We start from the raw sequence: 14,935 nt of genomic DNA, 5'->3' as shown, positions 1-14,935 counted from the left end.
CGGGAATGATCGGAGCCTGATCAAAGATGCGCGCATCGGCAAAGAACGGCCAACTGGTTTGACTGGAATTGCGGTGGAGCAAAGCCTAACAACAGTTGCGGCCAAGGCCAAGCACGGAAACCGCATGGCAAGGTTGCAATCGCGTGGCATGGGCGATTGACGTTGCCGGGGCGGCGGATAGGCTTTCCGAATGACATTTGCCGCACGCATCACCCGCCTTCCGATTCCGGCCGACATGGCCCGCGCCGAAGCCGCCCTGCACACGCTTGGCCCGATCCCCGACGGCCTTGAAAAGCTGATCATGGGGGCCGCGGGATGCAGCCCCTATCTGTCCGGGTTGATGCAGATCGAGGCGGGCTGGCTGTCCGCGCGGCTGGCAGATCCCGACGCGCTGGACCGCGACCTGGTGGCTGATGAAACGGCTGGCTTCCAGTCTCTGACTGCCGCGGAATTGGGGCCGGCGCTGCGCCGGGCCAAGCGGCGGGTGGCCCTGTGGACCGCGCTGGCCGACCTTGCTGGCGTCTGGCCGCTGGAAAAGGTGACCGGCGCGCTGACCGACCTTGCCGGGCGTGCGACCGATCTTGCCCTGCGGGTCCATGTCGCGGACGAGGTCGCGCGGGGCAAGCTGCCGCCGACCGATAGCGATGCCGGCGGGATCACCGCGCTTGCGATGGGCAAGATGGGTGCGGGAGAGTTGAATTACTCCTCGGATATCGACCTGATCGTGCTTTACGACGACGCGGCCTATGCCCGCGACGACCAGTTCGAGGCGCGGGCGGCGCTGATCCGGGCGACGCGCCGGGCCGCGGCCACGCTGTCGGACAATACCGACCAGGGCTATGTCTTCCGCACGGACCTGCGCCTGCGTCCCGATGCCGCGGTGACGCCGGTCTGCATCTCGGTCGCCACCGCTCTGTCCTATTACGAGGCCGAGGGACGGACATGGGAGCGCGGCGCCTATATCAAGGCGCGGCCCTGCGCCGGGAACATCGCCGTGGGCGAACGCTTTCTGCGTGAGCTTGGCCCCTTCGTCTGGCGCAGGCATCTGGATTTCGCGACCATCCAGGACACCGACGACATGCGCCGCCGCATCCGCGATCACAAAGGTCTGCATGGGCGGATCGACGTGCCGGGCCACAACATGAAGCTGGGTCAGGGCGGGATCCGCGAGATCGAGTTCTTCACCCAGACCCGCCAGTTGATCGCGGGCGGGCGCGATCCCGACCTGCGTGTGCGCGGCACGGTCGAGGGGCTGGCGCGACTGGCCGAAAAAGGCTGGATCCCGCAGGATGTGGCGGATGAGCTGACGGCCCATTACCGCGAACATCGCGATATCGAACATCGCATCCAGATGGTGAACGATGCCCAGACCCATCTGGTCCCGGCTTCGGCCGAGGGGATCGCCAACATCTCCCTGATGATGGGGGAGCCGGACAGCAATGTCTGGTCCCGGCGGCTGGCGGAACGGCTGGTGCGGGTCGAGGCGCTGACCGCCAGCTTCTTCACCCCAGCCGAGCGGGGCGAGATGCCGCAGCTTTCCGCCCATGCCCGCGCCATGATCGAAGGCTGGCGTGGCTATCCCGCATTGCGGTCCCAGCGCGCGCGGCAGGTCTTCGCACGGATTGAGCCGGACCTTCTGACCCGGCTGTCCGCCTCGGACCATGCCGAGGAGGCGCTGGCCCGGTTCGACGCCTTTCTCGCCGGTTTGCCTGCGGGGGTGCAGCTTTTCTCGCTTTTCGACGCGAACCCGCAGCTTATCGATCTGATCTGCGATATCTGCGCCACCGCGCCCGGGCTGGCCACCTATCTCGCGCGCCATCCCGAGGTTCTGGACGGAGTCCTTGCAGGCAGCTTCTTCTCGAACTGGCCGGGGGTCGCGGAACTGCGCGAGCAGTTGGACCGCCTGCTTGCGCAGGTGCTTTCCGCGCCTGATGGCGGGTATGAGGGCGCGTTGGATCAGGCGCGCCGCTGGGCCCATGAATGGCAGTTCCGCACCGGCGTCCATCACCTGCGCGCCCTGATCGGCGCCGAGGAGGCAGGTGGCCAATATGCCGACATCGCCGATGCTGCCGTTGCCGCACTGTTTCCGGTCGTGACCGCCGAGTTCTCGCGTCGCCACGGCCCGCCGCCCGGACGCGGGGCGGTCGTGCTGGGCATGGGCTCGCTTGGCGCTAGGCAGTTGAGCGCCGCGTCGGATCTGGATCTGATCGTGATCTATGACGCCGACGGGCAGGACAGCTCCGACGGGCCAAAGGCGCTTGCGCCCCGTGCGTATTACGCCCGGCTGACGCAGGCGATGATCACCGCGCTGTCCGCGCCAAGTTCGGTGGGGCGGCTTTATGAGGTCGACATGCGCCTGCGGCCCTCGGGTCGCCAGGGGCCGGTCGCGACCTCGGTCCAGTCCTTCCGTGACTATCAGATGACCGAAGCCTGGACATGGGAGCATCTGGCCCTGACCCGCGCCCGCGTGATCGGGCAATGCGGGAACAACGGTGCGGCGCTGGGCGATGAGGTTGAAACCCTGCGTGTCGAGGTGCTGGAGGCCCGTGGCAAGGATCCGCGCGTCATGCCTGATCTTGCCGAGATGCGCGCCCGCATCTTTGCCGCCAAGGCCCCGGATGGCGCATGGGAGGTCAAGGTCGGTCGCGGCAGGCTGCAGGATATCGAGCTTCTGGCGCAGTCCTTCGCGCTTCGCGCAGGGTCGTCTACCCGCGCCGCCAGTGCGCAACTGCGCGCCGGTCCCCGTGCGGGTCTGATTGGTCGGGCCGAGGCCGAGACTCTCGCCTCTGCCCGGCGCTTCCTGTGGAGCCTGCAATGTTCGGGCCGTTTGCTGACCGACCGGCCGCTGGATGCTGAAAGCATCGGCAAGGGTGGCCAGGCCTTTCTGCTGCGCGAGACCAACACCGACTCGTTGGATGACCTGTCTCGGCGGCTTGAGGAGACGCTTGCCACCGCCGGGCGTATCATCGACTCGGCGATGGTGGCGGATCAGCCCGCCGCTGTCTGACCCGGCGCGACGCGCAAGCCTGCGTGGGCGCGGGGCGGCCGCGAAAGAGGCATGCCCGCCGTCATGTCGGGCACCCGCCCGCGCAATGGCAGCGGTTGCGTTTCGGGCTCCGGCAGAGTCGAGGGGGCAGCCTCTGTCTCGGTCCCCGGATCGTAGATGCCATGCTGGGTCTTGTCCCAATAGAAGGGGCGGTGCACGACCTCGTGGATCGCCTTCCACCCGGCAAGACAGCCCAGCGGAAAGTAAAGATGCATCGTCGGAACCCAGGGCAGCAGGTGGCGATGAGCGCTGCCGCGCACGGCCCAGGCGGCGATGGCCATGTTCAGGATCTCGGACGCGATGAAGACGGCGATCAGCGCGGGCAGCGCATAGCCGTTCAGCCGTCCCGCCAGCAGATCGCGCACGGGATGGGGCAAACCCAGCGTCAGCAGCCAAAAGCTCCATAGCACCGGAGCCAGCAGATATTGCGAGACCGAGGCCGCAAGCTGGACCTGAAGCGCAAGGAACCGGCGCGGCCCCAGATCACGCCACAGCGCGCGGGGATCGCGCATATGGACGCCCCAGGTCATCGCGAAACCCTTGAGCCAGCGCGAGCGCTGCTTGATCCAGGGGATCAGGCGGCAATTCGCCTCCTCATGGGTGACGGTGTCCAGCATCTCGGTCCGAAATCCGCGGCGTACCAGGCGGACGCCAAGGTCGGCATCCTCGGTCACGTTCCAGGCGTCCCAGCCGCCGACCTGTTCAAGAATGTCGCGGCGGAAGAACAGGGTCGTCCCGCCCAGGGGCACGACCAGATCCAGCGCCGCCGCGCCGGCCAGCGTACCCCGGAACCATGCCGCGTATTCGATGGTGAAGGCGCGGGCCAGCCAGTTGCTGCGCGGGTTATAGTAATCCAGCGTGCCCTGCAGGCAGGCGACATCGGGGCGGGCAAAGTGAAAGCCGCGCGCGACCTTGTGCAACTGGTCGGGTTCGGGCCGGTCCTCGGCATCCCAGACGCCGATCAGGCTGCCCCGGCAGAAGTTCAGGGCATAGTTCAAGGCCCGCGGCTTGGTGCGGACAGGACCGTCGGGCACCTTCACCACCCGGATCCAGCGGGGCAGGGTGGCGTCGTCCAGCGCCGAACAGGTCAGGCGGTCGGTTTCCTCAACCACCAGCAGGATGTCCATCAACTCGCGCGGGTAATCCAGCCGGGCCAATCGCCCGATCAGGTGATCGGCGATATCGGCCTCGGCGAAAAGCGGCACCATGACCGAGATGACGGGAAGCGGCCCCGACATTTCACGGCGAGCCAGCCGGCCCGAGGCGACGGCGCGGTCGACGACGCCGTCTTCGGCCCTTTGGCGCAGGATCGCGCGAAAGGACAGCGCCTTCAGCAGCATCGAGGCGATCAGCGTCAGGACCGACCACGCCGTCAGCAGGGCGATGACCGGCACCGGCGCCAGTGCTATCCCGGCAAAGGCCAGCAGTGCCAGCACCAGCGCCACGCGGGCAATGCGGACCTCGTTCCGGGTACGGCAGCTTTCGGCGGCGGGGACGCGCGACTCGGCCTCACGGATCAGGGCGGTGCGGCGGGTGCCGAGAATCGCCTCGCGCGCGGCGTTCTCGGAACAAAGCAGCATCCGCACCGTGCCGAAATCGTCGGGCAGGCGGGATCGCAGGGACTGGAACTCGTCTGGTCGGGCAGTCGCGACATAGGTGACGCCCCCCACTCGGCGCCAGGGCACGATGGCTTCGGCAAGGCAAAGGCCGGGGCCAGCCATGTCGATCAGTCGCGGATCGGGGGGCAAGCGCACCATGTCCACGACCGAGCTGCGCCGTTGCCGCGACAGCGCGCTTGTCAGGGCCTCTTCGGTGACAAGGCCCTGGGCCAGCAGGATCTGGCCCAGTCGTGCATTCTGGCGTTGGCGCATGGCGACCGCGCGCAAAAGATCGCCAGGTTCGATCGCGCCATCTTCGACCAGGATCTGGCCAAGGGGGCGCAGATCACGTTCCTCGATCAGTTGGGTCGATGGGCGCGCGGCCGGCCCGTCGCCGGTCGGCCGGTCGCGGTGAAAAATGCTGAGCGCTGGACTGCCGGCCATCTGCGATTCTCCATCCTTTGGCCCTCAGATCGCATGACGAGGGTTAAGGATGGATTAACCGCGGCCGTTCTGCGCCCCTTAACCGCGGCGCGTGCGCATCGCGTCAGAGAAACGCTGGAACAGATAGGCGCTGTCCTGCGGGCCGGGGCTCGCCTCGGGGTGGTATTGCACCGAGAAGACCGGACGGTCGGCCATGCGCAGCCCGCAGTTCGAGCCGTCGAACAGGCTGACATGCGTTTCGATCACGCCTTCGGGCAGGGTTTGCGCATCGACAGCGAAACCGTGGTTCATCGAGGTGATCTCGACCTTGCCGGTCTCGACGTCGCGGACCGGATGGTTCGCGCCGTGATGGCCGTGACCCATCTTTACCGTCTTTGCGCCAAGAGCCAGCGCAAGCATCTGGTGGCCAAGGCAGATCCCGAAGATCGGCAGATCCTTGTCCAGCAACTCGCGGATCATAGGCACGGCATAGGCGCCGGTCGCGGCCGGATCGCCCGGGCCGTTCGACAGGAATACGCCTTCGGGATCATGTGCGAGAACATCTTCGGCGGTGGCGGTGGCCGGCAGAACGATCACCTCGGCCCCGGTTTCAGCCAGCGAACGCAGGATGTTCCGCTTCGCGCCATAATCCAGCGCGACCACGCGATAGGGCTTTTCCTGATCCGACTTGCCGAATTCGCCCGGCCAGGCCCACAGGCCTTCATCCCAGCGATAGCTTTGGCGGCAGCTGACTTCCTTGGCGAGGTCAAGGCCGACAAGGCCCTTCCAGTCGCGGGCGCGCGCAATCATTTTCGCGATGTCGAAATTGCCGTCCGGGTCATGGGCCAGCACGACATGGGGCGAACCCTGCTGGCGGATCGCCCGCGTCAGGCGGCGGGTGTCGATGCCGCCGATGCCGATGCGGCCGCGCTTTTCCATCCACTCGACCAGGTCGCTGGTGGCGCGCCAGTTCGACGGCTCGGTCGGGTCCCATTTCACCACGATCCCCGAGGCGACGGGATCGGGCGCTTCGTCATCCTGCGCGGTGACGCCGGTATTGCCGATATGGGGGAAGGTGAAGGTGACGATCTGGCTGGCATAGGAGGGATCGGTCATGATCTCCTGATAGCCGGTCATCGCGGTGTTGAACACCAGTTCGGCCACCACGTCGCCGGTGGCGCCGAAACCCCTTCCGTAGAATACGGTGCCGTCTGCAAGCGCAAGACATGCGGTCGGTTTCTGAGCCATCGTCATCTCTCCGGGTAAATCGGCGGGAACCTAGGGTCAGCGACCGCCCCCGTCAAGGCTGGAAAAGCCCGGAAAGGGCGGCTTTCGGCATGGTGGAACCCGGATGCGGGGCCACGGGTTGACGCCGAATGCGAAGCCTAGGACAAGCGCGGACTAATTCATTCAGCGAGGATCACATGGGATTGCGCGAACGCATCACGGCGGACACCAAGGAGGCGATGAAGGCCAGGGACACGGCCCGGCTGTCGACCCTGCGGCTGATCTCGGCCGCGATCAAGGACCGCGAGATTGCCGCGCGGGTCGAAGGTGGCGACGAGACGGGGCTTGGTGACGCCGACCTGACCGCCATCCTGTCGAAGATGGTCAAGCAGCGCCAGGAATCCGCGAAAGCCTATGAAGAAGGCGGGCGTCTTGAACTGGCCGAGCGTGAACAGGACGAGATCAAGGTGATTCAGTCCTATTTGCCGCGCCAGCTTTCCGCCGAGGAAGTCGGCGCCGCCATCGACAAGGCCATCGCGGATCTTGGCGCGACTTCGATCCGCGACATGGGCCGCGTCATGGCGGAACTGCGGGAACGTCACGCGGGTCAGATGGATTTCGGCGCGGTGGGCCCGGTCATCAAGAACCGCCTGATGGGCTGAGGCACCGATAGCGGACTTGGGCGGACGGGGCAGGGACAGGGTCCCCGCCCCCCGTGTCACCTCTTCCCCCTCAGGATCGGATGACAGGACCGCGCGACGTTGCGCGGCCGTCGCTCGATCCGTCAATCTCACCCTTGCCGCGTGCCTGTCCTTGATCTGGATCAAGCCGCGGTGATTTCTTCAGACCCTTTCTCCGCGCACCCAGGTTGCGCGAACGACCGGACGATCCGCGACCATGCCAAATCGGATCAGGTCCGCCCGCAACCCGGGCTCGATCCGGCCACGATCCGGCAGCCCCGCGGCCTGCGCCGGATTGGCTGTGACGGTGGCTATGGCGCGGGGCAGGTCGTCCCAGATCCCTGCCAGCACCATCGCGCCCCCGATCAGCCCCGAGGGCACGTAATCCGACGACAGGATGTCCAAATGCCCCGCCCGTGCGAGATCGGCGGCCGAGACATTGCCGGAATGCGAGCCGCCGCGGATCAGGTTCGGCGCACCCATCATCACCATGATGCCCTGCGCGTGGCAGGCGGCAGCGGCTTCGGGCGTGGTCGGAAACTCGGCCAGCCTCACGCCATGCCCAGCCGAGCGCATGACATGTTCGGCGGTGGTGTCGTCATGGCTCGCCAGCACCGCGCCCAGCCGATGGGCGACCTCGACCGCGGCGGCCTCATGCGCGTCACCATAGCGTTCGCGCAGCGCCTTCATCCGGGCGACATGTTCGTCGAACTCGGCGTCCGAAAGCTTGTAGCGGCCCTGCACATATTGCGCGAGCTTCGAGATGTCGCGGAACTGGCGCTGGCCGGGCGTGTGATCCATCAGGCTGATGATGCCGACACGATCCTCGGGGCCGAACTCGTCCAGCTCGGCAATCAGGGTTTCCGAACAGACCTCGGCGCGCAAATGCAGCAGGTGACTGATCCGCAGCGCGCCGTCGCGGCGCAGGGCGATCAGTTCATGCGCCAGCTCGCGGGCATATTTTTCGTAATCCTCGTCGGGGCCTTCGCTGACGACCGAGCCAACGCGCATCGCATCGAAGACCGTGGTGATGCCGCAGCCAGCAAGCTCGGCGTCATGGGCGATGATCGCGCTGGCATGGGGCCAGTCGACACCGGGGCGCGGGCGCATATGGCGTTCCAAATTGTCGGTATGCAACTCGACCATGCCCGGGGCCAGGAAGTCGCCGGCCATGTCCAGCGCGCCGGCCGGTATGCCTTCGCCCGGACGGATGCCCGCGATCATGCCGTCCTCGATCACGACGCTGCCGGGGGTGACCCGGTCGGCAAGGATCAGGCGGGCATTGGCAAGGATCGTCTGGGTCATGGCACCGGCTTTCTGGCAGAGGGGGCAAGAGGTGACCGAGATGCGGCGTTTGGTCAAGCGCCCCTCAGCCGCAAAGCTCGTCCACCCATTCGGGCACCACGCTGGTTGCCGGCCCGATACGGTGCTGGGCAAAATCCCGGCTGACCGCCGAGCGGGCAAGGTTCAGCTCGATCGTCGCGGCCCCCGCACGGCTGGCATGCTGGGCCAGCCCCGCCGCGGGATAGACCTGCCCGGAGGTGCCGATGGCCGCGAACATCTCGGCGTCCTCGACCGCGGCCCAGATGCGTTCCATGTGATAGGGTATCTCGCCGAACCAGACGATGTCCGGCCGTGTCGACTGCTTGCCGCAAGCCGGGCAGCGGTCCAGCGAGCGCATGACCAGCGTTGCCGGAAAACGGTGCCCGCAAGCGGCGCAAAGCGCGCCAAGCAGGCTGCCATGCATATGGATCACGTCGGTCGAACCGCCACGTTCGTGCAGGTCATCGACGTTCTGGGTGATCAGCGTCACCTGGTGCCGCCGGGCCAGCCGCGCCAGCGCGCGATGCGCCGCGTTCGGCTGTGCGCGGGCGGCGTCCGCCCGGCGCATGTTGTAAAAGCGGTGGACCAGCACGGGGTCCCGGCGAAACCCTTCGGGCGTCGCCACGTCCTCGATGCGGTGATCTTCCCACAGGCCGTCGGTCGCGCGAAACGTCCTGATGCCGCTTTCGGCAGAAATTCCGGCGCCGGTCAGGACGCAGATGCGCATGGCGGTCTCAGCGCGAGCAATAGGCCTCGGCGGTCGAGGCAAAGTTCTGGTAGCGCGCCCAGAAGGCGTTGTCGGCGTCGGTCTTCGACATCCGCACGGCCTGCGCTTCCTCGGCATCCTTGAAGAAGCGCGCGGCGCGGCGCTGGTCGGAACGCGACAGCGTCGAGTCGGCGACCTGCTGGATGCAACCACAAAGCGCCCCGTTTCGGGCGCCGCGTTCGGATCGGACACAAGCGGAATCGATGGGGCCGGCGACGGCAAGCGGCGTGGTCAATACGACCGCTGCCGCAGCGGTGATCAGGCGGTTCAACATAACTGTCTCCTCGGCTTCAGCCAGTGCGGCGGGGCTGAACACCCTCACGCGGCCGCGTCTTATCCGCCGGAGCCTAGCAGAATCTGCCCCTTCGCTCAATCGCGGGGGCCCGGAACCAGCGTTGGTCCGCCGACCGGACCCAGCCGCAAGATATGCTGTCGGCGATCCCGGCCATGCGGTGGCAGAGGGGCGAATCACCCGCCAGTGCAAGGCCCGTCCCGGCAGGGACTTCCAAGGCATCGGGGCAGGCCATGTCCGGCCTTGTCCATGCCAAGGCGTCGCCCGGGGGGCACAGCCCGCAGGAACCCCCGCTTTTGCCCGCTTTCCGGCTGGACCGCCCCGCAATCGCAGCATATGGCGAGGGCTGGAACTCCCCGAATTGCAAAGGTCGGACCGATGGGCGGCGAAAATTTTCGTGCGGCGATGCTGATGCTCGTCTCGATGGTGCTGTTTGCCGCCGAGGACATGTTCATCAAGCTGCTTTCGGCCGAGCTGCCCTTTGCCGAAGTGCTGGGCATTGTCGGGTTGCTGGGGCTGATCTGCTTCTGGACCGCGCTGCGGTTGCAGGGGGGGCGGCTTTGGACGCGCGACCTGCTGCGCCCGCTGGTCGTCTTGCGCAACCTGTCCGAGGCCGTCGGATCGATCGGGATCGTCGTCGCGCTGGCCCTGACCGAACTGTCCTCGACCTCGGCGATCATGCAAGCCCTGCCGCTGGCGATCGTGCTGGGCGCGGCGCTGTTTCTGGGCGAGCCGGTCGGCTGGCGACGCTGGACGGCCATCGCCGCGGGCTTCGTCGGCGTTCTGCTGGTCCTGCGGCCCGGCTTGTCCAGTTTCGAGCCCGCCTCGCTGATGGCGCTGGTCGCCGTCGTGGGGCTGGCGGCGCGCGACATCGCGACCCGTCGCATCCCGTCGCAGATCCATTCGTTGCAGCTTGCCGCATCGGCCTTTTTCGCGATCCTTGTCGCCTCGATCGCAATGGGATTGGTGCTGGGTCAGGAATTCGTCATGCCCACGCCGCGGCAAGGATTGCTGTTCATCGCCTGCATGGCGGTGGGCGTCGGCGGCTATGCCCTGCTCGTCACGGCAACTCGGCTGGGCGAGGCCTCGGCATTGGCCCCGTTCCGCTATGCCCGCCTTGTCTTTGCGCTGACGCTGGCCGTCATCGTCTTTGGCGAGCGGCCCGATACGCTGACGCTGACCGGGGCCGCGATCATCGTCGCCTCGGGCTGCTATGCCATGTGGCGAGAGGCCGTTCTGCGCCGTCGCCAGCTTCGTGCCGCTGGCTTCGAACCCCTGCGCGGCTGACCCGCGCGCGATCCCCCTTCCCGCAACGCATTTCCCCCTGTATAGCCCGGCCATGACCGACCTTGACCTCATCCGCAATTTCTCGATCGTGGCTCACATCGACCACGGCAAATCCACGCTGGCCGACCGCCTGATCCAGATGACGGGCACGGTCGCCGAACGCGACATGAAGTCCCAGCTGCTCGACACAATGGAGATCGAGCGCGAGCGGGGCATCACCATCAAGGCCAACACCGTGCGCATCGAATATCCTGCCAAGGATGGGCGCACCTATGTCCTGAACCTGATCGACACGCCCGGCCATGTCGACTTCGCCTATGAAGTCAGCCGGTCGATGCGCGCGGTCGAGGGGTCGCTGCTGGTCGTAGATGCCTCGCAGGGTGTCGAGGCGCAGACCCTGGCCAACGTCTATCAGGCGATCGATGCCGGCCACGACATCGTGCCCGTGCTGAACAAGATCGACCTGCCCGCGGCCGAACCCGAACGCGTCAAGGAAAACATCGAGGACGTGATCGGCATCGACGCCCATGACGCCGTCGAGATTTCGGCCAAGACCGGTCTTGGCATTCCGGATGTGCTGGAGGCCATCGTCACGCGCTTGCCCGCACCCAAGGGCGAACGCAATGCGCCCTTGAAGGCAATGCTGGTCGACAGCTGGTATGACGCCTATCTGGGCGTCGTCGTCATGATCCGCGTCATGGACGGCGTGGTGAAGAAGGGCGACCGCATCAAGATGATGCAGACCGGCGCGATCTATGGCATCGACAAGCTTTCGGTGTTGAAGCCAGCCATGGTCGACATTGCCGAACTGGGGCCGGGCGAGATTGGGGTGTTGACCGCGTCGATCAAGCAGGTCCGCGACACCCGCGTCGGCGACACCATCACGCATGAGAAAAAGGGCACCGATACCCCGCTTCCGGGCTTCAAGCCGGCGCAGCCGGTGGTCTTCTGCGGCCTTTTCCCCGTCGATGCGAACGACTTTGAAGCATTGCGCGACGCGATCGAAAAGCTTGCCCTGAACGATGCGAGCTTCAGCTACGAGATGGAAACCTCGGCCGCGCTTGGCTTCGGTTTCCGCTGCGGTTTCCTGGGTCTGCTGCATCTTGAGGTGATCCGCGACCGGCTTGAGCGCGAATACGATCTGGACCTGATCACCACCGCGCCTTCGGTGGTCTTCAAGCTGCACATGCGCGACGGAGAAGTGCGCGAGCTGCACAACCCCGCCGACATGCCCGACCTGACCTATGTCGACCATATCGAAGAGCCGCGCATCAAGGCCACGATCATGGTCCCGGACGAATACCTGGGCGACGTGCTGAAGCTGTGCCAGGACCGCCGCGGCATCCAGATGGATCTGACCTATGCCGGCAACCGCGCGATGGTGGTCTATGACCTGCCGCTGGCCGAAGTCGTCTTCGATTTCTACGACCGCCTGAAATCCGTGACCAAGGGCTATGCCAGCTTCGACTATCAGATCAGCGAATACCGCGAGGATTTCATGGTCAAGATGTCGATCCTGGTGAATGACGAGCCGGTCGACGCGCTGTCGATCATGGTCCACCGTGACCGCGCCGAAAGCCGTGGCCGCGTCATGGTCGAGAAGCTGAAAGAGTTGATCCCGCGCCACATGTTCAAGATCCCGATCCAGGCCGCCATCGGCAGCCGCGTGATCGCGCGCGAGACGCTGTCGGCAATGCGCAAGGACGTGACCGCCAAATGCTATGGTGGCGACGCGACCCGGAAGAAGAAGCTGCTGGAAAAGCAGAAGGCCGGGAAGAAGAAGATGCGCCAGTTCGGCAAGGTCGAGATCCCGCAGACTGCGTTCATTCAGGCGCTGAAGATGGACACCTGAAGGCACGATCCCGGCTTTGCCGGGATTGGCCTGCCCGCCGCGATGCGGCGGGCATATTCATGAAACTGGATGAAGGGCGCGCATGCCGCCTTGTCGCGGACCGGCCCCGCTTTTGGCATCGCGCCCGGTGGAATACCGATGCGGGCCGCGCGGGGATGCCCGCCGACCCGGATAGGATGTGGATCAACCCGCGGTCTGCGCGGCAGGACCGACTTAATAGGGGGCGGGCGTCGCCGCCGGCGCGGCATAGGGATCGGTTGCCGTCGTCGTCGGATAGGTGCCCATCTGGGTCTGGCTGTTCGCCGCCTGGTCCGTCAGCAGGGCACCGGCGGTCTGCATGTCCCTTCCGGCTCCCTGCATCGTCTCGCAGGCGCCCAAGGCGACAATCCCCAAAAGGGGGGCAAAGCGCAAAAACTGTCCCATGGCTTGTCCTTTCATTGCTGCTCTTCTTGTTTTTCAGGAAATCTAGACCACCTGCCGCGTGCCCGCCGCTCACGGTCGCGCGAGACGGCAAGATTCCTGGCGGATCGGCGGAAATTCACTCATTTTTCGGGCGCAAAAGAACGGCGCGCGAACGGATTCTTGCTCGCCCACGCCCGCTTTTGTCCAAAGCCAATCGGGATCACATGCCCGATTGCACCTCGCGGCTTTCGCGGGTCACGGCCTGTCCGGCGGCCTGCATGTCGCGGCCCGCACCTTGCACCGTTTCGCAGGCGGCCACCGCCAGCAGGGCAAGAAAGGGGGCCAGTCCGATCAGTCGACGCATTGCAAAACTCCTGCACAGCATTTTCCGCGGCTTAATGGCGCATTCGCCGCCGCGTTTCCACTGCCATTTAAGACTTGCTTAACCGGGACCGGGCAAGGTGCAATCATGCGTATCGCCATGATTCTCCTGTTGCTTGTGCTTGCCGCCTGCGCCTCGCCCTCGCCCGAGTTCCTGGCCGCGCCGCGGCACGACCTGCAGATCGATGGCATCGACTTCGCGGTGTTTCAGAAGGCCAACCGGGCAGAGGTCATCCGCCTGGGTTATTTTTCCCGCAGGGACCGCGAACGCGTGCCCGGCCTGATGGTGCAGGCGGCCGAACAGGCCAGCGGATGTCGCGCCATCCCCTTCAGCCTGAAGACCCGCGTGCCGGGCGACACGGCCGAGGCGCGGATCAACCTGAAATGCTGACGCCTCAGTCCAGGAATGCCGCGACCGTTTCGGCCACTTCGGCGGGGCGGTCGGCATGCAGCCAATGGCCCGCCCCGGCGAATATGCGAATCTTCGCCTGCGGGAAGTGGTCGCGGATCGCATCGATCTGCGGTTCGCGGCAATAATCGGATTCGGCACCGGCAAGGAACAGGGCAGGGCCATCAAAGCCGCCTTTGGGTGCATCCGCGGGCCAGCCGACCAGCACCGGCATCTGCGCGCGCAGCGCGTCAAGGTTGAACTTCCAGCGCGGCGGGGCGGATTTCAGATCCAGCGACTGCAGCAGGAAAGCGCGAACCCCAGCCTCTCCCAGATAGGTCGAAAGCCGTTTGTCCGCGTCCGAGCGCAGCTTGACCCCCTGCAGATCCACGGCCTCCATCGCGTCGATCAGCGGGGTCTGGCTGTGAGCATAGGCAAAGGGTGCGATGTCCAGAACCACCAGTCTGCGCACCATCTCGGGGTGGGTCAGCGCCAGCATCATCGCGGCCTTGCCGCCCATCGAGTGGCCCAGCAGATCGGCCTTGCCGCCATGCGCCGCAATGACCCTGGCCAGATCGCCCGCCAGCGCGGCATAGCTGTGATCGGGATCGTGAAAGCTGTCGCCGTGGTTGCGCATGTCGACCGAGATGACGCGGCGCGTCTCGGCCAGGCGGCGGGCCAGTCCGCCAAGGTTCTTGCCCGATCCGAACAGCCCATGTGCCAGCAGCACGGGGATCTGGCTCGAATCCTCTCCGGTAACGGTCAGGTTCAGCATCATGCCGCGGACCCTAGCGCCGCTGGCGAAAAGGTGCCAGAGGCGTTAGCCTTGCATGAGCGAGGGGAGAGTGATGGGCATCGAAAACATCCGGCCGATGGCGGACGAGGTGGCGGGGCTGATGGCCGCGCGGTTCGGCGGGCTGCGCCGCGGGCATTATGCCGACCTGGAAAGCATGATGCGCAAGCGGGGCGGTGCATTGCCGCGCCGATTGCGGCGCGAGGCGCGCCTGCTGGTGCAGGCGGATCGGGTCGTGGGGCATCCGAAGCTGGCGCGACAATGCGATTTTCAGAAGCTGGAACATGCGCACAAGGCGCTGACCCATTACCTGCGACCGCTGGGCCAGGTCGCCCGCTTCCGCGGTGGCGTGATCGGGACTGTGGCCAGCGTCATCATGTCGCTTCTGCTGCTGGGTGCGCTGGTCCTGTGGCTGATGACGCAGCGCGGGCTTTTATAGTCCCGCGCTGCGGTTTTGTTCACATGCCCTGGTAGAGG

Annotated in this window: 14 protein-coding genes; 6 read left to right on the top strand and 8 right to left on the bottom strand. The window is 66.0% G+C overall.

Annotated features, from left to right (window positions below):
• Positions 1-190 precede the first annotated feature (190 nt).
• Positions 191-3,007: a [protein-PII] uridylyltransferase family protein gene (locus RM190_RS13585; protein WP_311759997.1), complete on the top strand. Its 2,817-nt coding sequence runs from the start codon at positions 191-193 to the stop codon at positions 3,005-3,007.
• Here RM190_RS13585 and RM190_RS13580 read toward each other — a convergent pair.
• Positions 2,989-5,088, bottom strand: a complete 2,100-nt coding sequence (locus RM190_RS13580) for a glycosyltransferase (RefSeq protein WP_311759996.1) — start codon at positions 5,086-5,088, stop codon at positions 2,989-2,991. The two genes, RM190_RS13585 and RM190_RS13580, sit on opposite strands and share 19 nt — an antisense overlap.
• A 78-nt stretch (positions 5,089-5,166) precedes the next feature.
• Entirely contained in the window at positions 5,167-6,315 is a 1,149-nt protein-coding gene (carA, locus tag RM190_RS13575; RefSeq protein ID WP_311759995.1) for a glutamine-hydrolyzing carbamoyl-phosphate synthase small subunit, read from the bottom strand.
• 176 nt (positions 6,316-6,491) lie between these two features.
• Between carA and RM190_RS13570 the strand changes: the two genes are divergently transcribed.
• Positions 6,492-6,956 (top strand): GatB/YqeY domain-containing protein, encoded by a 465-nt coding sequence (locus tag RM190_RS13570; RefSeq protein ID WP_311759994.1) that lies wholly within the window; start codon positions 6,492-6,494, stop codon positions 6,954-6,956.
• A gap of 180 nt (positions 6,957-7,136) precedes the next feature.
• On the opposite strand, the gene RM190_RS13565 is transcribed toward RM190_RS13570, so the two are convergent.
• The 3 genes from RM190_RS13565 to RM190_RS13555 form a co-directional block, all read right to left on the bottom strand.
• Positions 7,137-8,279: an alpha-D-ribose 1-methylphosphonate 5-triphosphate diphosphatase gene (locus tag RM190_RS13565; RefSeq protein WP_311759993.1), complete on the bottom strand. Its 1,143-nt coding sequence runs from the start codon at positions 8,277-8,279 to the stop codon at positions 7,137-7,139.
• Positions 8,280-8,343: 64 nt separating this feature from the next.
• Positions 8,344-9,024: an NAD-dependent deacylase gene (locus RM190_RS13560; protein ID WP_311759992.1), complete on the bottom strand. Its 681-nt coding sequence runs from the start codon at positions 9,022-9,024 to the stop codon at positions 8,344-8,346.
• Positions 9,025-9,031: 7 nt separating this feature from the next.
• The gene (locus tag RM190_RS13555) at positions 9,032-9,337 is read right to left on the bottom strand and encodes a hypothetical protein (protein ID WP_311759991.1); all 306 of its coding nucleotides are present in this window, start codon (positions 9,335-9,337) and stop codon (positions 9,032-9,034) included.
• A gap of 396 nt (positions 9,338-9,733) precedes the next feature.
• Here RM190_RS13555 and RM190_RS13550 point away from each other — a divergent pair, with 396 nt between their 5' ends.
• Together RM190_RS13550 and lepA are read left to right on the top strand one after the other, a co-directional pair.
• Positions 9,734-10,642: a DMT family transporter gene (locus RM190_RS13550; RefSeq protein ID WP_311759990.1), complete on the top strand. Its 909-nt coding sequence runs from the start codon at positions 9,734-9,736 to the stop codon at positions 10,640-10,642.
• Between the two features lie 52 nt (positions 10,643-10,694).
• On the top strand, positions 10,695-12,494 hold the full coding sequence (gene lepA, locus RM190_RS13545; RefSeq protein ID WP_311759989.1) for a translation elongation factor 4: 1,800 nt from the start codon (positions 10,695-10,697) through the stop codon (positions 12,492-12,494).
• 213 nt (positions 12,495-12,707) lie between these two features.
• Here lepA and RM190_RS13540 read toward each other — a convergent pair whose 3' ends face one another.
• Entirely contained in the window at positions 12,708-12,917 is a 210-nt protein-coding gene (locus RM190_RS13540) for an entericidin A/B family lipoprotein (RefSeq protein WP_311759988.1), read from the bottom strand.
• 199 nt (positions 12,918-13,116) lie between these two features.
• A complete protein-coding gene (locus RM190_RS13535) occupies positions 13,117-13,260 on the bottom strand; it encodes an entericidin A/B family lipoprotein (protein ID WP_311759987.1) in 144 nt (47 codons plus the stop codon).
• Between the two features lie 105 nt (positions 13,261-13,365).
• Here RM190_RS13535 and RM190_RS13530 point away from each other — a divergent pair, with 105 nt between their 5' ends.
• Entirely contained in the window at positions 13,366-13,668 is a 303-nt protein-coding gene (locus RM190_RS13530; protein WP_311759986.1) for a hypothetical protein, read from the top strand.
• A gap of 4 nt (positions 13,669-13,672) precedes the next feature.
• Here RM190_RS13530 and RM190_RS13525 read toward each other — a convergent pair whose 3' ends face one another.
• Positions 13,673-14,440: an alpha/beta fold hydrolase gene (locus RM190_RS13525; protein ID WP_311760164.1), complete on the bottom strand. Its 768-nt coding sequence runs from the start codon at positions 14,438-14,440 to the stop codon at positions 13,673-13,675.
• 73 nt (positions 14,441-14,513) lie between these two features.
• Between RM190_RS13525 and RM190_RS13520 the strand changes: the two genes are divergently transcribed.
• Positions 14,514-14,897, top strand: a complete 384-nt coding sequence (locus RM190_RS13520) for a hypothetical protein (RefSeq protein ID WP_311759985.1) — start codon at positions 14,514-14,516, stop codon at positions 14,895-14,897.
• Positions 14,898-14,935 lie beyond the last annotated feature (38 nt).

It is taken from the genome of Paracoccus broussonetiae, assembly GCF_031854425.1.
Taxonomy (GTDB): domain Bacteria; phylum Pseudomonadota; class Alphaproteobacteria; order Rhodobacterales; family Rhodobacteraceae; genus Paracoccus; species Paracoccus broussonetiae.
The sequence above is the reverse complement of the archived record's forward strand: the minus strand, read 5'-3'. Positions and strand labels throughout refer to the sequence as shown.

Excerpts from the sequence above, each read along its gene's own strand:
- RM190_RS13585 (WP_311759997.1), top strand. The coding sequence starts at position 191 with ATGACATTTGCCGCACGCATCACCCGCCTTCCGATTCCGGCCGACATG.
- RM190_RS13580 (WP_311759996.1), bottom strand. The coding sequence starts at position 5,088 with ATGGCCGGCAGTCCAGCGCTCAGCATTTTTCACCGCGACCGGCCGACC.
- carA (WP_311759995.1), bottom strand. The coding sequence starts at position 6,315 with ATGGCTCAGAAACCGACCGCATGTCTTGCGCTTGCAGACGGCACCGTA.
- RM190_RS13570 (WP_311759994.1), top strand. The coding sequence starts at position 6,492 with ATGGGATTGCGCGAACGCATCACGGCGGACACCAAGGAGGCGATGAAG.
- RM190_RS13565 (WP_311759993.1), bottom strand. The coding sequence starts at position 8,279 with ATGACCCAGACGATCCTTGCCAATGCCCGCCTGATCCTTGCCGACCGG.
- RM190_RS13560 (WP_311759992.1), bottom strand. The coding sequence starts at position 9,024 with ATGCGCATCTGCGTCCTGACCGGCGCCGGAATTTCTGCCGAAAGCGGC.
- RM190_RS13555 (WP_311759991.1), bottom strand. The coding sequence starts at position 9,337 with ATGTTGAACCGCCTGATCACCGCTGCGGCAGCGGTCGTATTGACCACG.
- RM190_RS13550 (WP_311759990.1), top strand. The coding sequence starts at position 9,734 with ATGGGCGGCGAAAATTTTCGTGCGGCGATGCTGATGCTCGTCTCGATG.
- lepA (WP_311759989.1), top strand. The coding sequence starts at position 10,695 with ATGACCGACCTTGACCTCATCCGCAATTTCTCGATCGTGGCTCACATC.
- RM190_RS13540 (WP_311759988.1), bottom strand. The coding sequence starts at position 12,917 with ATGGGACAGTTTTTGCGCTTTGCCCCCCTTTTGGGGATTGTCGCCTTG.
- RM190_RS13535 (WP_311759987.1), bottom strand. The coding sequence starts at position 13,260 with ATGCGTCGACTGATCGGACTGGCCCCCTTTCTTGCCCTGCTGGCGGTG.
- RM190_RS13530 (WP_311759986.1), top strand. The coding sequence starts at position 13,366 with ATGCGTATCGCCATGATTCTCCTGTTGCTTGTGCTTGCCGCCTGCGCC.
- RM190_RS13525 (WP_311760164.1), bottom strand. The coding sequence starts at position 14,440 with ATGCTGAACCTGACCGTTACCGGAGAGGATTCGAGCCAGATCCCCGTG.
- RM190_RS13520 (WP_311759985.1), top strand. The coding sequence starts at position 14,514 with ATGGGCATCGAAAACATCCGGCCGATGGCGGACGAGGTGGCGGGGCTG.